A 14,641-nucleotide genomic window follows, 5' to 3' on the forward strand; every position below is an offset into this window, starting at 1 on the left:
GTGCAAAAGCGAACTAAGAAGAAGACAGAGTCTAGATAGTGGGGGGATGCGGGTTTAGGCTCGGAGTTCAAACCTATCGCGAGAGGGGCCAGTGTTTAAGCTCGGAACCCGAGGTTACCGCGAGTGGGATGCGGGTTAAGCTCGGAACCCGAGCCTACCGCGAGTGGGATGCGGGTTTAGGCTCGGAGTTCGAGCCTACCGCGAGAGGTACCGGTGTTTATGCTCGGAACCCGAGCCAATCGCGAAAGGTACCCGCTCTTAAACTCGTAATCAGAGGATCACCCAGTCTCACCCCCAGCCCCAAGCCAACAAAAAAAGGAGCACCCCAGTGCTCCTTCCCACATCACAGCTTGAAAATCTTCGTCAAATATTTGCCAGCAGCCTCGCTGTATTTTTCCTTCAGCAGCGCACGTAGCTGAGCTTTCGCCTCCGGCGTGGGAAGCTCATTCTTAGCAATCCCATGAAGCTCCAACCAATGTGAAGCTGTCATATAGCAGGTGCCGTTCCAGCCATTCTTAGTGCCGTTGGCGTTCAGACGTTCCGTAATCCCGGCAATGACGATGTCGGCCTTGCTCTGCAAGTCGATCAAGGCGCGATCGAACTCGGCTTTCGACTCTTTGGATTTCAAATCTGTCGCTGAACGCAAGGCTTTCACATCAATGCCTTCATTCCCGGCAATAGCGTGATACACATCGACGGCTGCTTTCGATAATTCGCCATCCGAGTATCGCTCGTCCACGGTATAGGGATCTTCCAACAGGTTTTTAATAAGCGGAAATAACTCTGAATCTATCAGCAGCGGCTTTTTAGCAAAGAAACGTCCATAAGCAGCAAGCCCATCGCCTGGAAGGCGATCACGCCATAGCCAAGGATCTGTCTCCAGTCCTGTATGCCATTGCTCATGAACCGTCAAGGACTCAAGTGAAGGATGCTCAGGAATGAAGGAAGAGAGGGGGAGAATCCCGATCTCTATAACAAGCCTCTTCACATCTTCATACGTATCAGCTTTCATCGTTATCTCGTTCATCCCCAACATCAATTCCCTTCACCCTAGTATTTAGGAGCTTGTCCCGCAATCTTGGTTATCTCCACTTAAATCTTATGAACCTTATCAATCACGCCGCCACCCAAACAAATATCGCCATCATAAAAGACAACAGATTGGCCTGGTGTCACCGCTTTTTGCGGTTTGTCGAAGACAACTTCACATGTCCCATCGGGTTGGAATGTAAGATTAACCCCTTGATCCGCTTGGCGATACCGGAATTTAGCGGTACATGCATATGCACCATCTGGTTTTTTCGACGATATCCAGTTTACATCCGTTGCAGTCAATCCTTTGGAATACAGCCCCGGATGCTGCTCGCCTTGCACGACTAGCAATTCATTGGTCTCTAAGTTCTTATCTACGACGAACCATGGCTCTCCTGAACCAGAACCGCCAATGCCTAGTCCTTGCCGCTGACCTAACGTATAGTACATGAGTCCATCATGACGTCCTTTGATCTCACCATTGCGAATATCGACCATATTGCCTGGACGAGCAGGGAGGTATTGGCTGAGGAACGTTTTGAAATCGCGCTCACCGATAAAACAAATCCCTGTGCTGTCTTTTTTCTTCGCTGTAGCAAGTCCTGCGGCTTCCGCGATTTCACGTACTTGAGATTTCGGCAGGTGCCCGATCGGGAACATGGCCTTGGCTAACTGCCCCTGATTAAGAACGTTTAGGAAGTAAGTCTGATCCTTATTCGAATCATTTCCTCTTTTTAAAACGTACTCACCATCTTGCTCCAAAACTTGCGCATAGTGACCAGTGGCGATATAGTCGCCGCCTAAATCAATGACTTTCTGCAGCAACTCTCCGAACTTGATTTCGCGATTGCACATCACGTCCGGATTCGGCGTGCGTCCTTTGGTGTACTCGTCCAAGAAGTAAGCAAATACTTTGTCGTAATACTGCTTCTCGAAATTTACTGTATAGAAAGGAATATCGAGCTGGTCACAGACCCGTCTGACATCCTCTGCGTCTTCTTCTGCGGTACAATGACCGAATTCGTCGGTATCGTCCCAATTTTTCATGAAAATGCCAATAACCTCGTACCCCTGCTCCTTGAGCAAAAGTGCGGCAACCGAAGAATCGACGCCTCCGGACATCCCGAGGATGACACGTGTTTTTGTTTGCATAGCATAAACCTCTTTTCCATCAGGCACGACTTTTGACGTATAACGACACAGTCGTTTATTTAGATCACCTACCATTATACATGCGAATTGGTCAAAATTAAAATATTTCATGAGAATGTCATGGATTTTCCCACACGGGGCAAGGGTTTTGTGATAACATAGATACGATATACGGATGTTTTGGAATGTTTTTGCGAAAAATGGAAACGCTGTTTACCTAGATAGGGACGACCCTGATGCTAGAAACATGGGTAGCAAGTTTGGTAAGCATCTCAAGTTTTAGCGATATATACAGACTCCTTGATGGCAGATCATGTTGAATGAGGTGTTAATTTTGAAAATTTCCACAAAAGGTCGTTATGGTCTAACGATCATGATGGAACTGGCCAACCGAGTGGGTGAAGGTCCGACTTCACTGAAAAGTATTGCCGAAAGACATCAGCTTTCTGAACATTATTTGGAACAACTTGTAGCTCCATTACGTAATGCGGGTTTAGTCAAAAGTATTCGTGGAGCTTACGGTGGCTATATTCTTTCGAAATCTGCTGAACAGGTGACGGCAGGTGAGGTTATTCGTGTCCTTGAAGGACCGATTAGTCCTGTTGATTTTACAGAAGAAGATGATCCTGCCAAACGGGATCTATGGATTCGCATTCGCGACAGTATTGCAGATGTGCTTGATTCCACAACGTTGTCGAATTTGATTTCTTTCGAAGATAAAGGCAAAAACGATAATTACATGTTTTACATTTAAGGTGACTATGGAACCTATTTATCTGGATCATGCTGCAACAACGCCCGTACATGCTGAAGTCTGGGAGGCTATGCTGCCATTTTATACTACAAATTATGGTAATCCTTCCAGTACCCATAGCTTTGGTCGGGCATCACGAACGGCATTGAACCGCTTCCGCGATGGTATGGCGAGATCCTTAGGGTGCTTGCCTGCCGAGCTGATTTTTACCAGCGGCGGAACGGAAAGCAATAACATGGCGATCTTTGGAATCATGCAGGCAGAGCCGAATGGGAAGAAGCACATCGTGACAACCGCAATTGAACATCATGCTGTGTTGCATCCCTGTGAACGATTAGAGAGTCTTGGTTTCGAAGTGACTTATCTCCCAGTTGGTCCGGAGGGACTTATTCAAATAGAAGATGTAGAAGCTGCAATTCGTCCCGATACAGCCCTGATCTCTATGATGTATGTGAATAATGAAATAGGCTCGATCCAACCCATTGAGCAGGTAGGACAGCTAGCGCGCCAACACGGCATTCCTTTTCATGTCGATGCGGTGCAAGCCCTCGGTAAGTTACCTCTGAATTTAGCGGAGCTGCCAGTTGATCTGATGAGCTTGTCCGCCCACAAAATATATGGCCCCAAAGGTGCCGGTGCCCTCTATGTTTCGAAACATACCAAGCTGCTGCCGCACGTTTTTGGTGGTTCACAGGAACGCAAGCGACGTGCAGGAACTGAGAATGTACCCGCTATTGCTGGTTTCGCTAAAGCGATTGAACGCATTCTTCCTCTCCGAGAACAGAACTACACACAAGCTAGTGAGCTTAGAGAACTGATGATTGCCATATTGGAGCAGCAATTGGGCTGTGAGCGTTTTGTCATTAATGGGTCTAAGGAACAGAGTGTCCCCCATATTTTAAACATCTCCTTTCCCGGTATCTCAACAGAAACATTATTAATGAACCTGGATTTAGACCATGTGGCTGCTGCTAGCGGCTCTGCATGCACTTCTGGTTCGCTAGAAGTGTCTCATGTCTTGCAAGCGATGAAACTTCCAGAAAATGTGACACTCTCCGCGGTGCGATTTAGCTTTGGAATGGGGAATTCTAAAGAACAAATCGAAACGGCTGCCCAGAAAGTTGCAACCATTGTCAAACGGTTGCGTAATAAGTAGTACTGGGTGGTTCTAGGAGGCGTTACGCTTTGCGCAGAGCGCATGAACTAATAGGACTTCCCGTGTTGACCGTTGAGTCAGGTAAGCAAGTAGGCGAAGTGAAAGATGTATTGATCGACCCAACGTGGAACATAAGCGGCATTGTGCTCGAAGCGAAGTCATGGTTCTCATCCTTACGATACATATCGTGGGAAGGAATCGTCGCAGCTGGAGAAGATGCTATAACCATACCGAACGAAAGTGTCATTTGCGAATTTGGACAGAAGAATGAGTGCCATACTTTTCTTGATGGAAGCGACAAGATTAAAGGACTTCCTGTCATAACGGCGGGAGGGCATGAATTAGGCGTGGTAGAAGATGTTTATTTAGACCAGAATTGGGGAAAACAAATAGTAGGTTATGAATTGTCCGAAGGGTTTATTTCTGATTTAAAAGAAGGGCGAAAGTGGCTTCCTATGCCAGAAACGGCAACCATAGGGGAAGATGCGATCATCGTGCCTGGACATTGCGCTCAGGAAGTAGAAGAACTCTTCGTATCCAAAGAAGAATAGGGTGAGCATGATGCGTTGTCCAAACTGTAATTCCAAAGATATTGGAAAGATCGGTTCCCATCAATTTTACTGCTGGGGTTGCTTTATTGAACTCAGCGTAAACGGAGATAAAATGTCCGTCTACCAGGTTGAAGAAGATGGAACGTTAAGTTCTCTGGATGATTTGTTTTTTGAGGAAGAAGTTTCTCATATCCACGAGCACGTGAACTAATAATCCGACAGGATCGAACGTTACTTTCTGAGCGAAGCTTTCGCTTAGGAGGTAACGTTTTTTTGTTTATTGACGCCAGATAAGGGTTAATTTGGGCGCGTTGTACACATACTGAGTGAACACAAAGTCGAAACCGAACGATAGAGGTGAAGGCAGTATGGAACGTTTTTGGCGTAATAAATGGTTTATAGGACTTGTATATGCTTTGCTTATTCTGATCGGTTTGTATTTACTCTTACTGATCAAACCGATATTAGTTCATGTATTTACGTTCTTAGAAGCGATTGTGATGCCGTTTTTTATTGCGGTGATCATTTCCTATATTTTAAATCCAATCGTCACGATATTGAATAAACGGAAAGTGCCGAGAACGGTCGCGGTGCTTTTGATCTATAGTGTGTTTATTACCACCGTCACGGTTACGATTATGAATATGACGCCGATGTTTATTCAGCAAGCTGCTGAACTGAACGAGCATATGCCGGAGATGACGATGCGTGCGCAATCCTTGGTCGACGGCTTTAATCAAAATGAGCTGTTGCCGGACAGCGTCCGAATTGGATTTAATCACTCGTTAAGCAAGCTGGAATCGAAGATTTCCATGGCGGTTGCGAATTATATGAATCAAATCGGGGCAACGATCAATATGCTGTTTATCGCCTTCATCGTGCCATTTCTGGCGTTCTATATTTTGAAGGATTTTCAAATTATTGAGAAGACCGCATTGGCCATCGTGCCGCGGAAGCATCGCAAAAAAACCGTCTCTCTCCTTATGGACATCGACACGGCACTTGGAAATTATATACGAGGACAAATCCTCGTATGTGTGATTATTGGCGGGCTCGCTTATTTAGGCTATTGGCTCATTGGCATGCCTTATCCGCTGCTGCTAGCAAGCGTTGTTGCCATCTTCAACATCATCCCGTATATGGGGCCATTCTTCGGCGCGGCACCTGCCATTCTGATGGCGTCTACCGTTTCTATGAAAATGGTACTGTTCGTCGCAATCGTCAATTTGGCGGTACAAATATTGGAAGGCAACGTGATCTCTCCTCAAGTCGTGGGGAAGACCTTGCATATGCATCCATTGTTTATCATCTTCGCTTTGCTTGTCGGAGGGGAAGTGGCAGGGGTAGTCGGCTTAATATTGGCCGTTCCCTTCTTTGCGGTTATGAAAGTGATTATACAACATGTGTTCATCCACTTTGTTCATAAGGAGCCAACAACATAGGGGAGTGACTCAGAAGACGCACAAAACCCCTTGGACCATGACTTGCGGGATCATGGTTCAAGGGGTTTTGCACGAGGGTTGAGGAGGTTGACAAGGTGTGGCCCAAACGTAAACCATGGAATGGACTACGGAATTAGTGAGTAATCAACTTGCTGTTATGTGTGTTCGATAATGAAAATCATTATCAATAAACCTAGTATACTTGTATTGAGAATCATTGTCAACTGCGATTTTTAAGTTTTTTTTGAGAGTGGTCTAGCTGTTTATTTTAATTGTTTATCCTTATCATCGCCTTGGCTGTCGTCCTCTTCTTTTGTTTCTTTCTGTTCTTGAAATTCAACCCGTGTCTGTCCTGTCACATAGTCAAAGGGATTGTAGCGACTGTCTGGAATTTCCTTCTTAATCAATGTTTTCGCCATGATATAAATGATCAAGACGAAAATAGGGAAGATAAGACCCAGCAGTGTGAGTGTTGATAAATCCATGTGAAGCACCTCCAATAGGTATTTACTCTATTATAATGCCCTCATATTGACAGGCAACCCCCAGATAGTTATAATTTGCCTATCTATATTTGAAACAAAGCGTTGATGAAACCCAGTAAGCCATAGCCCATCGTCAGAGAGAAGGTTCCACTTGGCAGCGTAATGCTGCGAAGAACGGCTGGAAGAACCTTTCGGTGTTAGGATGGCCCAAAGCTCGTTTCGGAGCGTGGAAGAACTCCACCGGTTGGACCCGTTACAAATCCGCACAAGGAGATTGAATTCCCAGGCTTGCGTCTTGCAAGGATGGTGAAGGCAATAACCAGGGTGGTACCGCGATGATTCGTCCCTGTTAGCTAACAGGGGCGTTTTTTGTTTGTTTGTAAACCTAAATGAAATATGGAGGCTCACAGAGATGAAAGCAAGTGAAATTCGTTCGAAATGGTTGCAGTTTTTTGCAAGCAAAGGTCATAAAATTGAGCCGAGTTCCTCATTAGTCCCTCATAATGATCCATCCCTTTTGTGGATTAATGCAGGTATCGCGCCTTTGAAACCTTATTTGGATGGACGGGAAATTCCTGAGAACCCACGTATTACGAATGCGCAGAAATGTATCCGTACGAATGACATCGAGAACGTGGGTAAGACTCGTCGTCACCATACTTTCTTTGAAATGCTGGGTAACTTCTCCATCGGCGATTATTTCAAAAAAGAAGTTATTCCATGGGCGTGGGAGTTCCTGACGGATCCACAATGGATCGGCTTTGATCCGAATCGGATTTCAGTTACAGTTCATGAGGATGATGAGGAAGCTTTCGAGATTTGGAATAAGCAAATCGGCATCCCTGAGGAACGCATTTATAAGCTCAAAGAAGATAATTTCTGGGATATCGGCGAAGGTCCTTGTGGTCCTTGTACAGAGATCTTCTACGATCGCGGCGATAAATACGGCGACTTGTCGGATCCAGAGTGCTGGCCTGGCGGCGAGAATGAGCGCTTCCTTGAAGTGTGGAACTTGGTCTTCACGCAATTCAACCACAATTCAGATGGCAGCTATACACCGCTTCCGAATAAGAACATTGATACTGGCGCAGGTTTGGAGCGGTTTGCTTCCATTCTGCAAGATGTGGACTCTAACTTCGATACCGATTTATTCTTGCCGATTATTGATAAAACGTGTGAGCTGACGGGTGTTACCTATCATGCGAATGAAGAAACCGATGTCGCGCTTAAAGTAATCGCCGATCATATCCGTACGGTCGCTTTCTCTGTAGGTGATGGCGTACTTCCTTCCAATGAAGGACGTGGCTACGTGATCCGTCGTTTGCTTCGCCGTGCTGTGCGTTACGGGAAAGTGCTTGGTTTAGACAAACCGTTCCTGTTCAAGCTAGTGCCTACGGTTGGCGATATCATGGGTGTTTATTATCCTGAGGTTGTTGATAAGCGGGAGTTCATCGAAAAGGTGATCCGTACGGAAGAAGAGCGTTTCCACGAAACGCTAAGCGACGGCTTGGTTATTCTTGGGGAAATGGTTCAGAAAACGCAGCAAGCGGGCTCGAATCAGATTAGCGGACCTGACGCTTTCAAATTGTATGACACGTATGGTTTCCCATTTGATTTGACAGAGGATTTTGCGTCAGAGAAGGGGCTAACCGTTGATCGTGCTGGCTTTGATGCTTCCATGCAAGAACAGCGTGATCGTGCTCGTGCAGCGAGCCACAAAGAAGGCGGCATGAAGGTGCAAGGCGGGCCGCTGTCCGAATTAACGATTAAAAGCGAATTTGTTGGATATAATGAATTGGTAGTTACTGCTAATATCGAAGCCATTGTTCATGAGAATGAACTCGTTGATCTTGTCGGTGTTGGTGAGACATGTCAGGTCGTGCTGGATCGTACGCCTTTCTATGCAGAGAGCGGCGGTCAAGTGAGCGATCACGGGACTATTCGTAACGATCAAGTGACGCTGCAGGTTGTCGATGTGATGAAAGCGCCGCATGGTCAGCACGTTCACAAGGTCATTGTGGAGTCCGGTGTGCTTCGCAAAGGGGACACGGTAGAGGCGATTGTAGCTTCTGCACCACGCACGGATATCATTAAGAACCATACGGCGACACATTTGCTGCACAAAGCGCTCAAAGAAGTGCTAGGCACGCATGTGAATCAAGCGGGCTCCCTTGTCGAGCCGGATCGCCTCCGTTTTGACTTCTCTCATTTCGGAAGTATTACAAGCGAAGAGCTTGCAGATGTTGAGCAGCGTGTTAACCAACAAATTTGGAATAGCACGAACGTTGATATTTCCCTCAAAGCGATCGCAGATGCGAAAGCAATGGGCGCTATGGCTTTGTTCGGTGAGAAGTACGGTGATATCGTACGTGTTGTTAGGGTAGGAGATTACTCCTTAGAATTATGCGGCGGTTGTCACGTGCAAAATACCGGCCAAATTGGTTTATTTAAAATTGTCAGCGAATCAGGAATTGGCTCAGGTGTACGTCGTATTGAGGCTGTTTCAGGCCGCAGTGCGTATGAATATTTGGATGGTCAATTACAATTGTTGAAAGAAGCGGCTGGTCTGCTCAAATCAAATATCACGGATGTGCCGAAACGCGTAGATGCAACCTTGCAACAGTTGAAAGAGTTGTCACGTGAGAATGAATCCTTACGCGGCAAGCTAGGGCGCATTGAAGCAGGTTCATTGACAGATCAAGTGAAGCAAGTTTCGGGCGTTTCCGTGCTGGCTGCACAGGTGAATGCGGCGGATATGGATTCCCTGCGTAATATCGTCGATGAAATGAAAGGCAAGCTAGGCTCCGCTGTCATCGTTCTTGGCGCTGCTACAGAGGATAAAGTGAATCTGGTTGCCGCTGTGACGCCTGATCTTGTTTCTAAGGGTTTCCATGCGGGTAAAATTATTAAAGAAGTCGCACAGGCTGTTGGCGGCAGCGGCGGCGGTCGTCCAGATATGGCTCAAGCGGGCGGTAAGGATGCGTCCAAGCTGCAAGGGGCTTTAGCTAGTGTCGAAGGGCTTCTCTCCCAATTCGTATAATTATTTTTCTGTGGGACAGGAATTTTTAAAACCATAGAGAATATATCACAAGTATAGACGGAACATTTTTCAAATATTTTACAAAGGTCACAAGGAAGTGGGGTGCTCCTGATGAGTTCCATGGACAAAACGATGAAGTTCAATGTGAAGGCGGAAGAAATCGAAACATCGCCTAAGGATGTATTGCTGGCGGTATATGATGCTCTTCAGGAAAAAGGGTATAATCCGATTAACCAGATTGTTGGCTACTTGCTATCTGGAGATCCTGCCTACATTCCGCGTCACAATAATGCGCGAAGCCTCATTCGTAAACGGGAACGGGATGAACTGATTGAAGAATTAGTTCGTGCTTATCTGGGTCAACACAAATAGCAGAAAAGAGAACCAGCATGAGATGGATGGGCTTAGATTATGGGGATAAAACAATCGGCGTCGCTTTAAGCGATGAGCTAGGATGGACCGCTCAAGGGCTTGAAGTGATTCGCCGTAATAAGCCGGGAGAAGACATTGAACGGCTTATCCAGATTGTGAATGAATATGGCGTATCGCAAGTAGTCGTCGGCTTGCCTAAGAATATGAACAATACGATTGGGCCACGCGGTGAGATTGCGATTGCTTTTTCAGAAGAATTGAAACAAAAACTAAGTGTACCAGTAAACCTATGGGATGAGCGCTTAACAACCGTGGCTGCCACGCGAACGCTTCTAGAAGCTGATGTGAGTCGGAAGAAACGGAAGCTGGTTATTGATAAAATGGCCGCTCAGCTAATCCTGCAAGGGTACATGGATGCTAATATGAAGAGGTGAATGAACGTGTCCAAAGAAGAATTGCGTGAAGAAGAACCAGAAATCATTTACATTCCGGACGATGAAGGCAACGAAGAAGAGTTCGAGGTTATCATGAAATTCGAAGTGGACGGTTCTGACAAGAAATATATGATGGTTGTGCCTACAGATGGCGGAGACGAAGAATCCGATGAGGTATACGCGTTCCGTTATGAAGAAGACGACGATGGCGAAGATTTGAAGCTTTTCACGATCGACGATGAAGAAGAATGGAATATTGTTGAAGAAACATTCAATACGTTGATGGCGGAGTTCGATGAGGAAGAAGAAGCATGAGTACAACGCCTTCTGATGTATTGCGCAAAGCTTACGGGGATGATATTCTGTTGTCTGACGATCAAAGTGAGTCGACGGTGTATCAACTTCTGAAAGAATTCGTTTATGAGAACCAAACGTACGCAGTTATGCAATCGGATGAGCTGAAAAAGGAAGACGAAGTTGCCCTTTTCCGAGTGATTACGAATGATGACGGTGAATACGAAATGGTGACCATCGATGATGACGATGAGTGGGAAACGGTTTCGGAGCTGTATGATGAAATGGTTTTTCCTGAACAGGACGACTTGTGATAAAATGATAACCGAGCGGAGTCTATCCGCTCGGTTTTGTTATGCATATGGTTAATGCGACTAAGGTAACCTAGCCAAAGGCTGGTCTCGAGTGACATTCATAGGGGGAATAGAAGCGTTGTGAATATGGTACATGAGGAAGAAGAACTGCTAGAGCCTAAGCGCAGTAAACTGAAATTGATTTTGCTTATCGTGAGCATCATTGTGCTGCTTGTTCTGGGCACCGCAGGTGGGATTGGATTGTTTATTGCAAATGCCCTACAGCCAGTAGAAGCTTCTGATCAAGAGGTGAGAGTGTCGATTCCACAAGGCTCTAGCTCGACACAAATCGCAGACGAGTTGAAAAACAAGGGACTCATTAAGAATTCATCCATTTTCATGTACTATCTGAAATATAAAAAAGAGGGTTCCAAATTCCAAGCTGGCGAGTATGCGATGAAGCCAGGAATGACATTTGTGGACATGATCGATAAGCTCAATAAGGGAGATGTCGTTAAGGAAGACATGATGCGCATTACCATTCCTGAGGGCTATACGATCGAACAGATTGCTGCCAAAATGAGCGAGCAGACTACGTGGAAGAAAGAGACGTTTCTGGGGCTCGTCGATGATCCTGCGGGTTTTAAAGATGACACAACCGCTTCGATTCCAGATAGCAAAAATTTAAGGCACCGCTTAGAAGGCTATATTTTCCCAGAAACCTATGAATTTAAGAAAGGCTCAACAGAGAAAGAATTTATTGAGCGTTCGTTGGATCAACTCGATAAGAAGCTTGCAACGCTTCCGCCGGATTGGAAGGACAAGCTGAAGGCACGCAATCTCACCATTCACCAAATGCTGACGATAGCCTCGTTGATTGAACGTGAGGTTGTTGTTGATGACGAGCGGGCGCTTGTCTCAGGCGTTATTGTTAATCGTTTGAAAATGAACATGCCTCTGCAGATTGATGCGACGGTGCAATATTTATTCGATAAGTCGAAGGATCGTCTTTTGGAGAAAGATCTTCAAATTCAAAGCCCGTATAATACGTATTTGAATACGGGGTTACCGCCAGGGCCGATTGCAAGTCCAAGTCTAGCTTCGATTAAAGCAGCCATTTATCCAGAAGAAACGAAATATGTATACTATGTAACCAAGAAAGATGGTTCCAAAGGTCATTTATTTGCGGAAACGTATGAAGAGCATAAGAAAAATATTGCGAATAGTAAGAAGACGTCCAATTAAGAACAGGCGTCGCTAGAATGAAGCTGACAGAAGGTAGGTAAGGCTGAAGTGAATAAACCAGAACTAGTCATAAGCTGTGGTTCCATTGATGAGATGAAACAACTGATTACAGCAGGTGCTGACGCAGTTATTATAGGGGAAGAGCGCTACGGGTTGCGATTGCCAGGAGAAGTGAAGCTGGAGGAAATCCGTGAAGCGGTGGCTTGGGCACATGAACAGCATGCGAAATTATATGTGGCCGTGAATAATATTTTGGATAATGAAACACTAGAAGGCTTACAGACGTATTTAGCAACGCTGCAGTCCTATGGTGTAGATGCGATCATTTTTGGTGATCCAGCAGTGGTGATGACGGTTCGTCAGTTAGCTGAGCCGCTGCCTATGCATTGGAACGCGGAGATGACATCGACGAATTATGCAACGGCGAACTATTGGGCGAAACAGGGCGCAGTTCGCGTTGTTTTGGCACGCGAGTTGAATATGGAGCAGGTCATCGCATTTAAAGAAAAGTCAGTGATCCCTGTGGAGGTTCAGGTACATGGGATTACGAACATCTATCACTCCAAACGTGAGCTGGTCAAAAATTATATGGAACATCAGGGGCATAAGGCAGAAGCAGATCGCTCGAAGGAGCGTGGGCTGTTCCTGATTGAACACGAGCGCCGCGATCAACGGTATCCGGTGTATGAGGACAGTAACGGGACGCACATTATGAGTTCGGAAGATTTCTGCATGTTGGAAAATTTGCCTGAGCTTATCGATGGCGATATTGATAGTTTGAAGATTGAAGGCTTGCTTAAATCCGCGCAGTATAATGAAACGGTCGTGAGAAGTTACCGCGCAGCGATTGATGCCTATTTGGCTGATCCGGAAGGATATGAGTTTAAACAAGAATGGTTAGATGCGATTATAGAGCTGCAAGACCCAGAACGTGAGCTAAGTTACGGATTTTTCTATAAGGAACAAGTGTATTGATCGAAGAAAGAACAGAAAGAAGGTGCTATCCCAGATGACAACAGCTGTAGAATCGCGAGCTAGGGGTAAGCGTGTAAGGCTGGATAAGCCGGAGCTCTTAGCTCCTGCGGGGAATTTAGAGAAATTGAAATTTGCGATCCATTATGGCGCAGATGCTGTTTATATCGGTGGTCAGAAGTATGGTTTACGCTCTAACGCAGATAATTTCTCAAAAGAGGAAATGCGGGAAGGTGTCGAGTTTGCGAAACAATATGGAGCCAAAGTATTCGTTGCCACGAATATTTACGCGCATAATGAAGATATCGAAGGTTTGGATGAGTACCTGCGAGGGCTGCAAGAGGTTGGAATCTCTGCCATTATTGCAGCTGACCCGATCATCATGGAAACGTGTAGACGTGTTGCTCCCGATCTTGAGGTCCATGTGAGTACGCAGCAGTCGGTTATGAATTGGCAAACGGTACAGTTTTGGAAAGATCAGGGTATCGAGCGTGTCGTATTGGCGCGGGAAGTCAGCATGCAAGAAATTGATCAAATTAAGGCGCATGTGGAAGTCGAAATTGAAGCCTTTATTCATGGCGCTATGTGCAGTTCCTATTCAGGACGTTGTGTATTGTCAAATCACTTTACCGATCGTGACTCGAATCGCGGCGGATGTTCCCAATCGTGTCGCTGGAAATACGATCTGTTTACGAAGGATCAGCCTCTGGATGCTCCACTGGCTACGGACTTCCCTATGTTTGCTGAGGATGATGATGCTTTTACGATGGGATCAAAGGATTTGAGCATGATTGATCACATTGCAGATATGATTGAATCCGGCGTGGATAGCTTCAAAATCGAAGGCCGGATGAAGAGTATTCATTATGTGGCTACGGTCGTGAATGCGTATCGGCAAGCGATTGATGCCTATTTCGAGGATCCGGAACATTTCGAGCTAAATCCGCTTTGGCAGGATGAAATTCATAAAGCGGCGAATCGCCCTTTGAACGATGGTTTCTTCTATGAAGCACCTGGTCATGAAGATCACATCTTTGAACCAGAGGAAAAGGTTGTTGGCTTCGATTTCGTGGGATTGGTTATGGATTACAATGCTGAAACAGGCGTAGCGCTAATTCAGCAAAGGAATCATTTCAAGCCAGGTCAAGAGATTGAGTTTTTCGGTCCTGACGGCACGCAATTCAAGCAAACGGTAGGCGTTATTCGCGATGAGGCGGGTCAAGAATTGACCGCAGCTAGGCATCCGTTACAGCTTATTCAACTACAAACAGAGAAACCTGTAAAAAAATGGGATATGATGCGGAAAAAAACAGGAAAATAGTACCATGGAAGCTTTCTCCAGTGTAAGTTATATTGGATAAGGCTTCTTTTTTTTACTTTTCCTTTACTTTTAGATCGGATTATAGAGGATATTGGAAA

At 45.7% G+C, this 14,641-nt stretch carries 16 protein-coding genes; 13 read left to right on the plus strand and 3 right to left on the minus strand.

What is annotated here, in order from left to right; translation table 11 throughout:
• Positions 1 to 343: 343 nt before the first annotated feature.
• Complete coding sequence (locus tag A8709_RS08210; protein ID WP_065852603.1) at positions 344 to 1,027, minus strand: AlkZ-related protein; 684 nt, start codon at positions 1,025 to 1,027, stop codon at positions 344 to 346.
• Positions 1,028 to 1,092: 65 nt separating this feature from the next.
• Positions 1,093 to 2,184, minus strand: coding sequence for a tRNA 2-thiouridine(34) synthase MnmA (gene mnmA, locus A8709_RS08215; RefSeq protein ID WP_065851862.1), 1,092 nt, complete (start codon positions 2,182 to 2,184; stop codon positions 1,093 to 1,095).
• A gap of 334 nt (positions 2,185 to 2,518) precedes the next feature.
• Between mnmA and cymR the strand changes: the two genes are divergently transcribed.
• The 5 genes from cymR to A8709_RS08240 all read left to right on the plus strand — a co-directional run bounded on the left by cymR (position 2,519) and on the right by A8709_RS08240 (position 6,087).
• A complete protein-coding gene (gene cymR / locus A8709_RS08220) occupies positions 2,519 to 2,938 on the plus strand; it encodes a cysteine metabolism transcriptional regulator CymR (protein WP_065851863.1) in 420 nt (139 codons plus the stop codon).
• A 7-nt stretch (positions 2,939 to 2,945) separates the two neighbouring features.
• Complete coding sequence (locus tag A8709_RS08225) at positions 2,946 to 4,094, plus strand: cysteine desulfurase family protein (protein WP_065851865.1); 1,149 nt, start codon at positions 2,946 to 2,948, stop codon at positions 4,092 to 4,094.
• A 29-nt stretch (positions 4,095 to 4,123) separates the two neighbouring features.
• Positions 4,124 to 4,645 carry a PRC-barrel domain-containing protein gene (locus A8709_RS08230; RefSeq protein ID WP_065851867.1) on the plus strand — a complete coding sequence of 174 codons (522 nt, stop codon included), beginning with the start codon at positions 4,124 to 4,126 and terminating at the stop codon, positions 4,643 to 4,645.
• A gap of 7 nt (positions 4,646 to 4,652) precedes the next feature.
• A complete protein-coding gene (locus A8709_RS08235) occupies positions 4,653 to 4,856 on the plus strand; it encodes a hypothetical protein (RefSeq protein ID WP_028555750.1) in 204 nt (67 codons plus the stop codon).
• A gap of 157 nt (positions 4,857 to 5,013) precedes the next feature.
• Entirely contained in the window at positions 5,014 to 6,087 is a 1,074-nt protein-coding gene (locus A8709_RS08240; protein ID WP_065851869.1) for an AI-2E family transporter, read from the plus strand.
• 263 nt (positions 6,088 to 6,350) lie between these two features.
• Here A8709_RS08240 and A8709_RS08245 read toward each other — a convergent pair whose 3' ends face one another.
• On the minus strand, positions 6,351 to 6,572 hold the full coding sequence (locus A8709_RS08245) for a DUF3951 domain-containing protein (protein ID WP_065851871.1): 222 nt from the start codon (positions 6,570 to 6,572) through the stop codon (positions 6,351 to 6,353).
• Between the two features lie 412 nt (positions 6,573 to 6,984).
• On the opposite strand from A8709_RS08245, the gene alaS reads away from it, so the two are divergent.
• The 8 genes from alaS (at position 6,985) to A8709_RS08285 (ending at position 14,543) form a co-directional block, all read left to right on the plus strand.
• On the plus strand, positions 6,985 to 9,612 hold the full coding sequence (gene alaS, locus A8709_RS08250; RefSeq protein ID WP_065851873.1) for an alanine--tRNA ligase: 2,628 nt from the start codon (positions 6,985 to 6,987) through the stop codon (positions 9,610 to 9,612).
• Between the two features lie 111 nt (positions 9,613 to 9,723).
• A complete protein-coding gene (locus tag A8709_RS08255) occupies positions 9,724 to 9,984 on the plus strand; it encodes an IreB family regulatory phosphoprotein (RefSeq protein ID WP_028555746.1) in 261 nt (86 codons plus the stop codon).
• A gap of 17 nt (positions 9,985 to 10,001) precedes the next feature.
• Positions 10,002 to 10,418 (plus strand): Holliday junction resolvase RuvX, encoded by a 417-nt coding sequence (ruvX, locus tag A8709_RS08260; RefSeq protein ID WP_065851874.1) that lies wholly within the window; start codon positions 10,002 to 10,004, stop codon positions 10,416 to 10,418.
• Positions 10,419 to 10,733: a DUF1292 domain-containing protein gene (locus A8709_RS08265; protein ID WP_082927584.1), complete on the plus strand. Its 315-nt coding sequence runs from the start codon at positions 10,419 to 10,421 to the stop codon at positions 10,731 to 10,733. It begins immediately after the preceding gene.
• Positions 10,730 to 11,026 (plus strand): DUF1292 domain-containing protein, encoded by a 297-nt coding sequence (locus tag A8709_RS08270; protein ID WP_065851876.1) that lies wholly within the window; start codon positions 10,730 to 10,732, stop codon positions 11,024 to 11,026. Before A8709_RS08265 ends, A8709_RS08270 begins: the two co-directional genes overlap by 4 nt.
• Before the next feature lie 126 nt (positions 11,027 to 11,152).
• Positions 11,153 to 12,250 (plus strand): endolytic transglycosylase MltG, encoded by a 1,098-nt coding sequence (gene mltG, locus A8709_RS08275; RefSeq protein ID WP_065852604.1) that lies wholly within the window; start codon positions 11,153 to 11,155, stop codon positions 12,248 to 12,250.
• Between the two features lie 48 nt (positions 12,251 to 12,298).
• Complete coding sequence (locus A8709_RS08280; protein WP_244163134.1) at positions 12,299 to 13,225, plus strand: peptidase U32 family protein; 927 nt, start codon at positions 12,299 to 12,301, stop codon at positions 13,223 to 13,225.
• 34 nt (positions 13,226 to 13,259) lie between these two features.
• A complete protein-coding gene (locus tag A8709_RS08285; protein ID WP_065851878.1) occupies positions 13,260 to 14,543 on the plus strand; it encodes a peptidase U32 family protein in 1,284 nt (427 codons plus the stop codon).
• Positions 14,544 to 14,641: the final 98 nt, after the last annotated feature.

Origin of the sequence: Paenibacillus pectinilyticus (assembly GCF_001700435.1) — a bacterium.
GTDB classification, from domain to species: Bacteria; Bacillota; Bacilli; order Paenibacillales; family NBRC-103111; genus Paenibacillus_E; species Paenibacillus_E pectinilyticus.

Coding starts and splice junctions, on each gene's coding strand:
- A8709_RS08240 (WP_065851869.1), top strand. CDS start 5,014: ATGGAACGTTTTTGGCGTAATAAATGGTTTATAGGACTTGTATATGCT.
- alaS (WP_065851873.1), top strand. CDS start 6,985: ATGAAAGCAAGTGAAATTCGTTCGAAATGGTTGCAGTTTTTTGCAAGC.
- A8709_RS08270 (WP_065851876.1), top strand. CDS start 10,730: ATGAGTACAACGCCTTCTGATGTATTGCGCAAAGCTTACGGGGATGAT.
- A8709_RS08255 (WP_028555746.1), top strand. CDS start 9,724: ATGAGTTCCATGGACAAAACGATGAAGTTCAATGTGAAGGCGGAAGAA.
- A8709_RS08265 (WP_082927584.1), top strand. CDS start 10,419: ATGAACGTGTCCAAAGAAGAATTGCGTGAAGAAGAACCAGAAATCATT.
- A8709_RS08210 (WP_065852603.1), bottom strand. CDS start 1,027: ATGAACGAGATAACGATGAAAGCTGATACGTATGAAGATGTGAAGAGG.
- mnmA (WP_065851862.1), bottom strand. CDS start 2,184: ATGCAAACAAAAACACGTGTCATCCTCGGGATGTCCGGAGGCGTCGAT.
- ruvX (WP_065851874.1), top strand. CDS start 10,002: ATGAGATGGATGGGCTTAGATTATGGGGATAAAACAATCGGCGTCGCT.
- A8709_RS08225 (WP_065851865.1), top strand. CDS start 2,946: ATGGAACCTATTTATCTGGATCATGCTGCAACAACGCCCGTACATGCT.
- A8709_RS08245 (WP_065851871.1), bottom strand. CDS start 6,572: ATGGATTTATCAACACTCACACTGCTGGGTCTTATCTTCCCTATTTTC.
- A8709_RS08235 (WP_028555750.1), top strand. CDS start 4,653: ATGATGCGTTGTCCAAACTGTAATTCCAAAGATATTGGAAAGATCGGT.
- A8709_RS08285 (WP_065851878.1), top strand. CDS start 13,260: ATGACAACAGCTGTAGAATCGCGAGCTAGGGGTAAGCGTGTAAGGCTG.
- mltG (WP_065852604.1), top strand. CDS start 11,153: ATGGTACATGAGGAAGAAGAACTGCTAGAGCCTAAGCGCAGTAAACTG.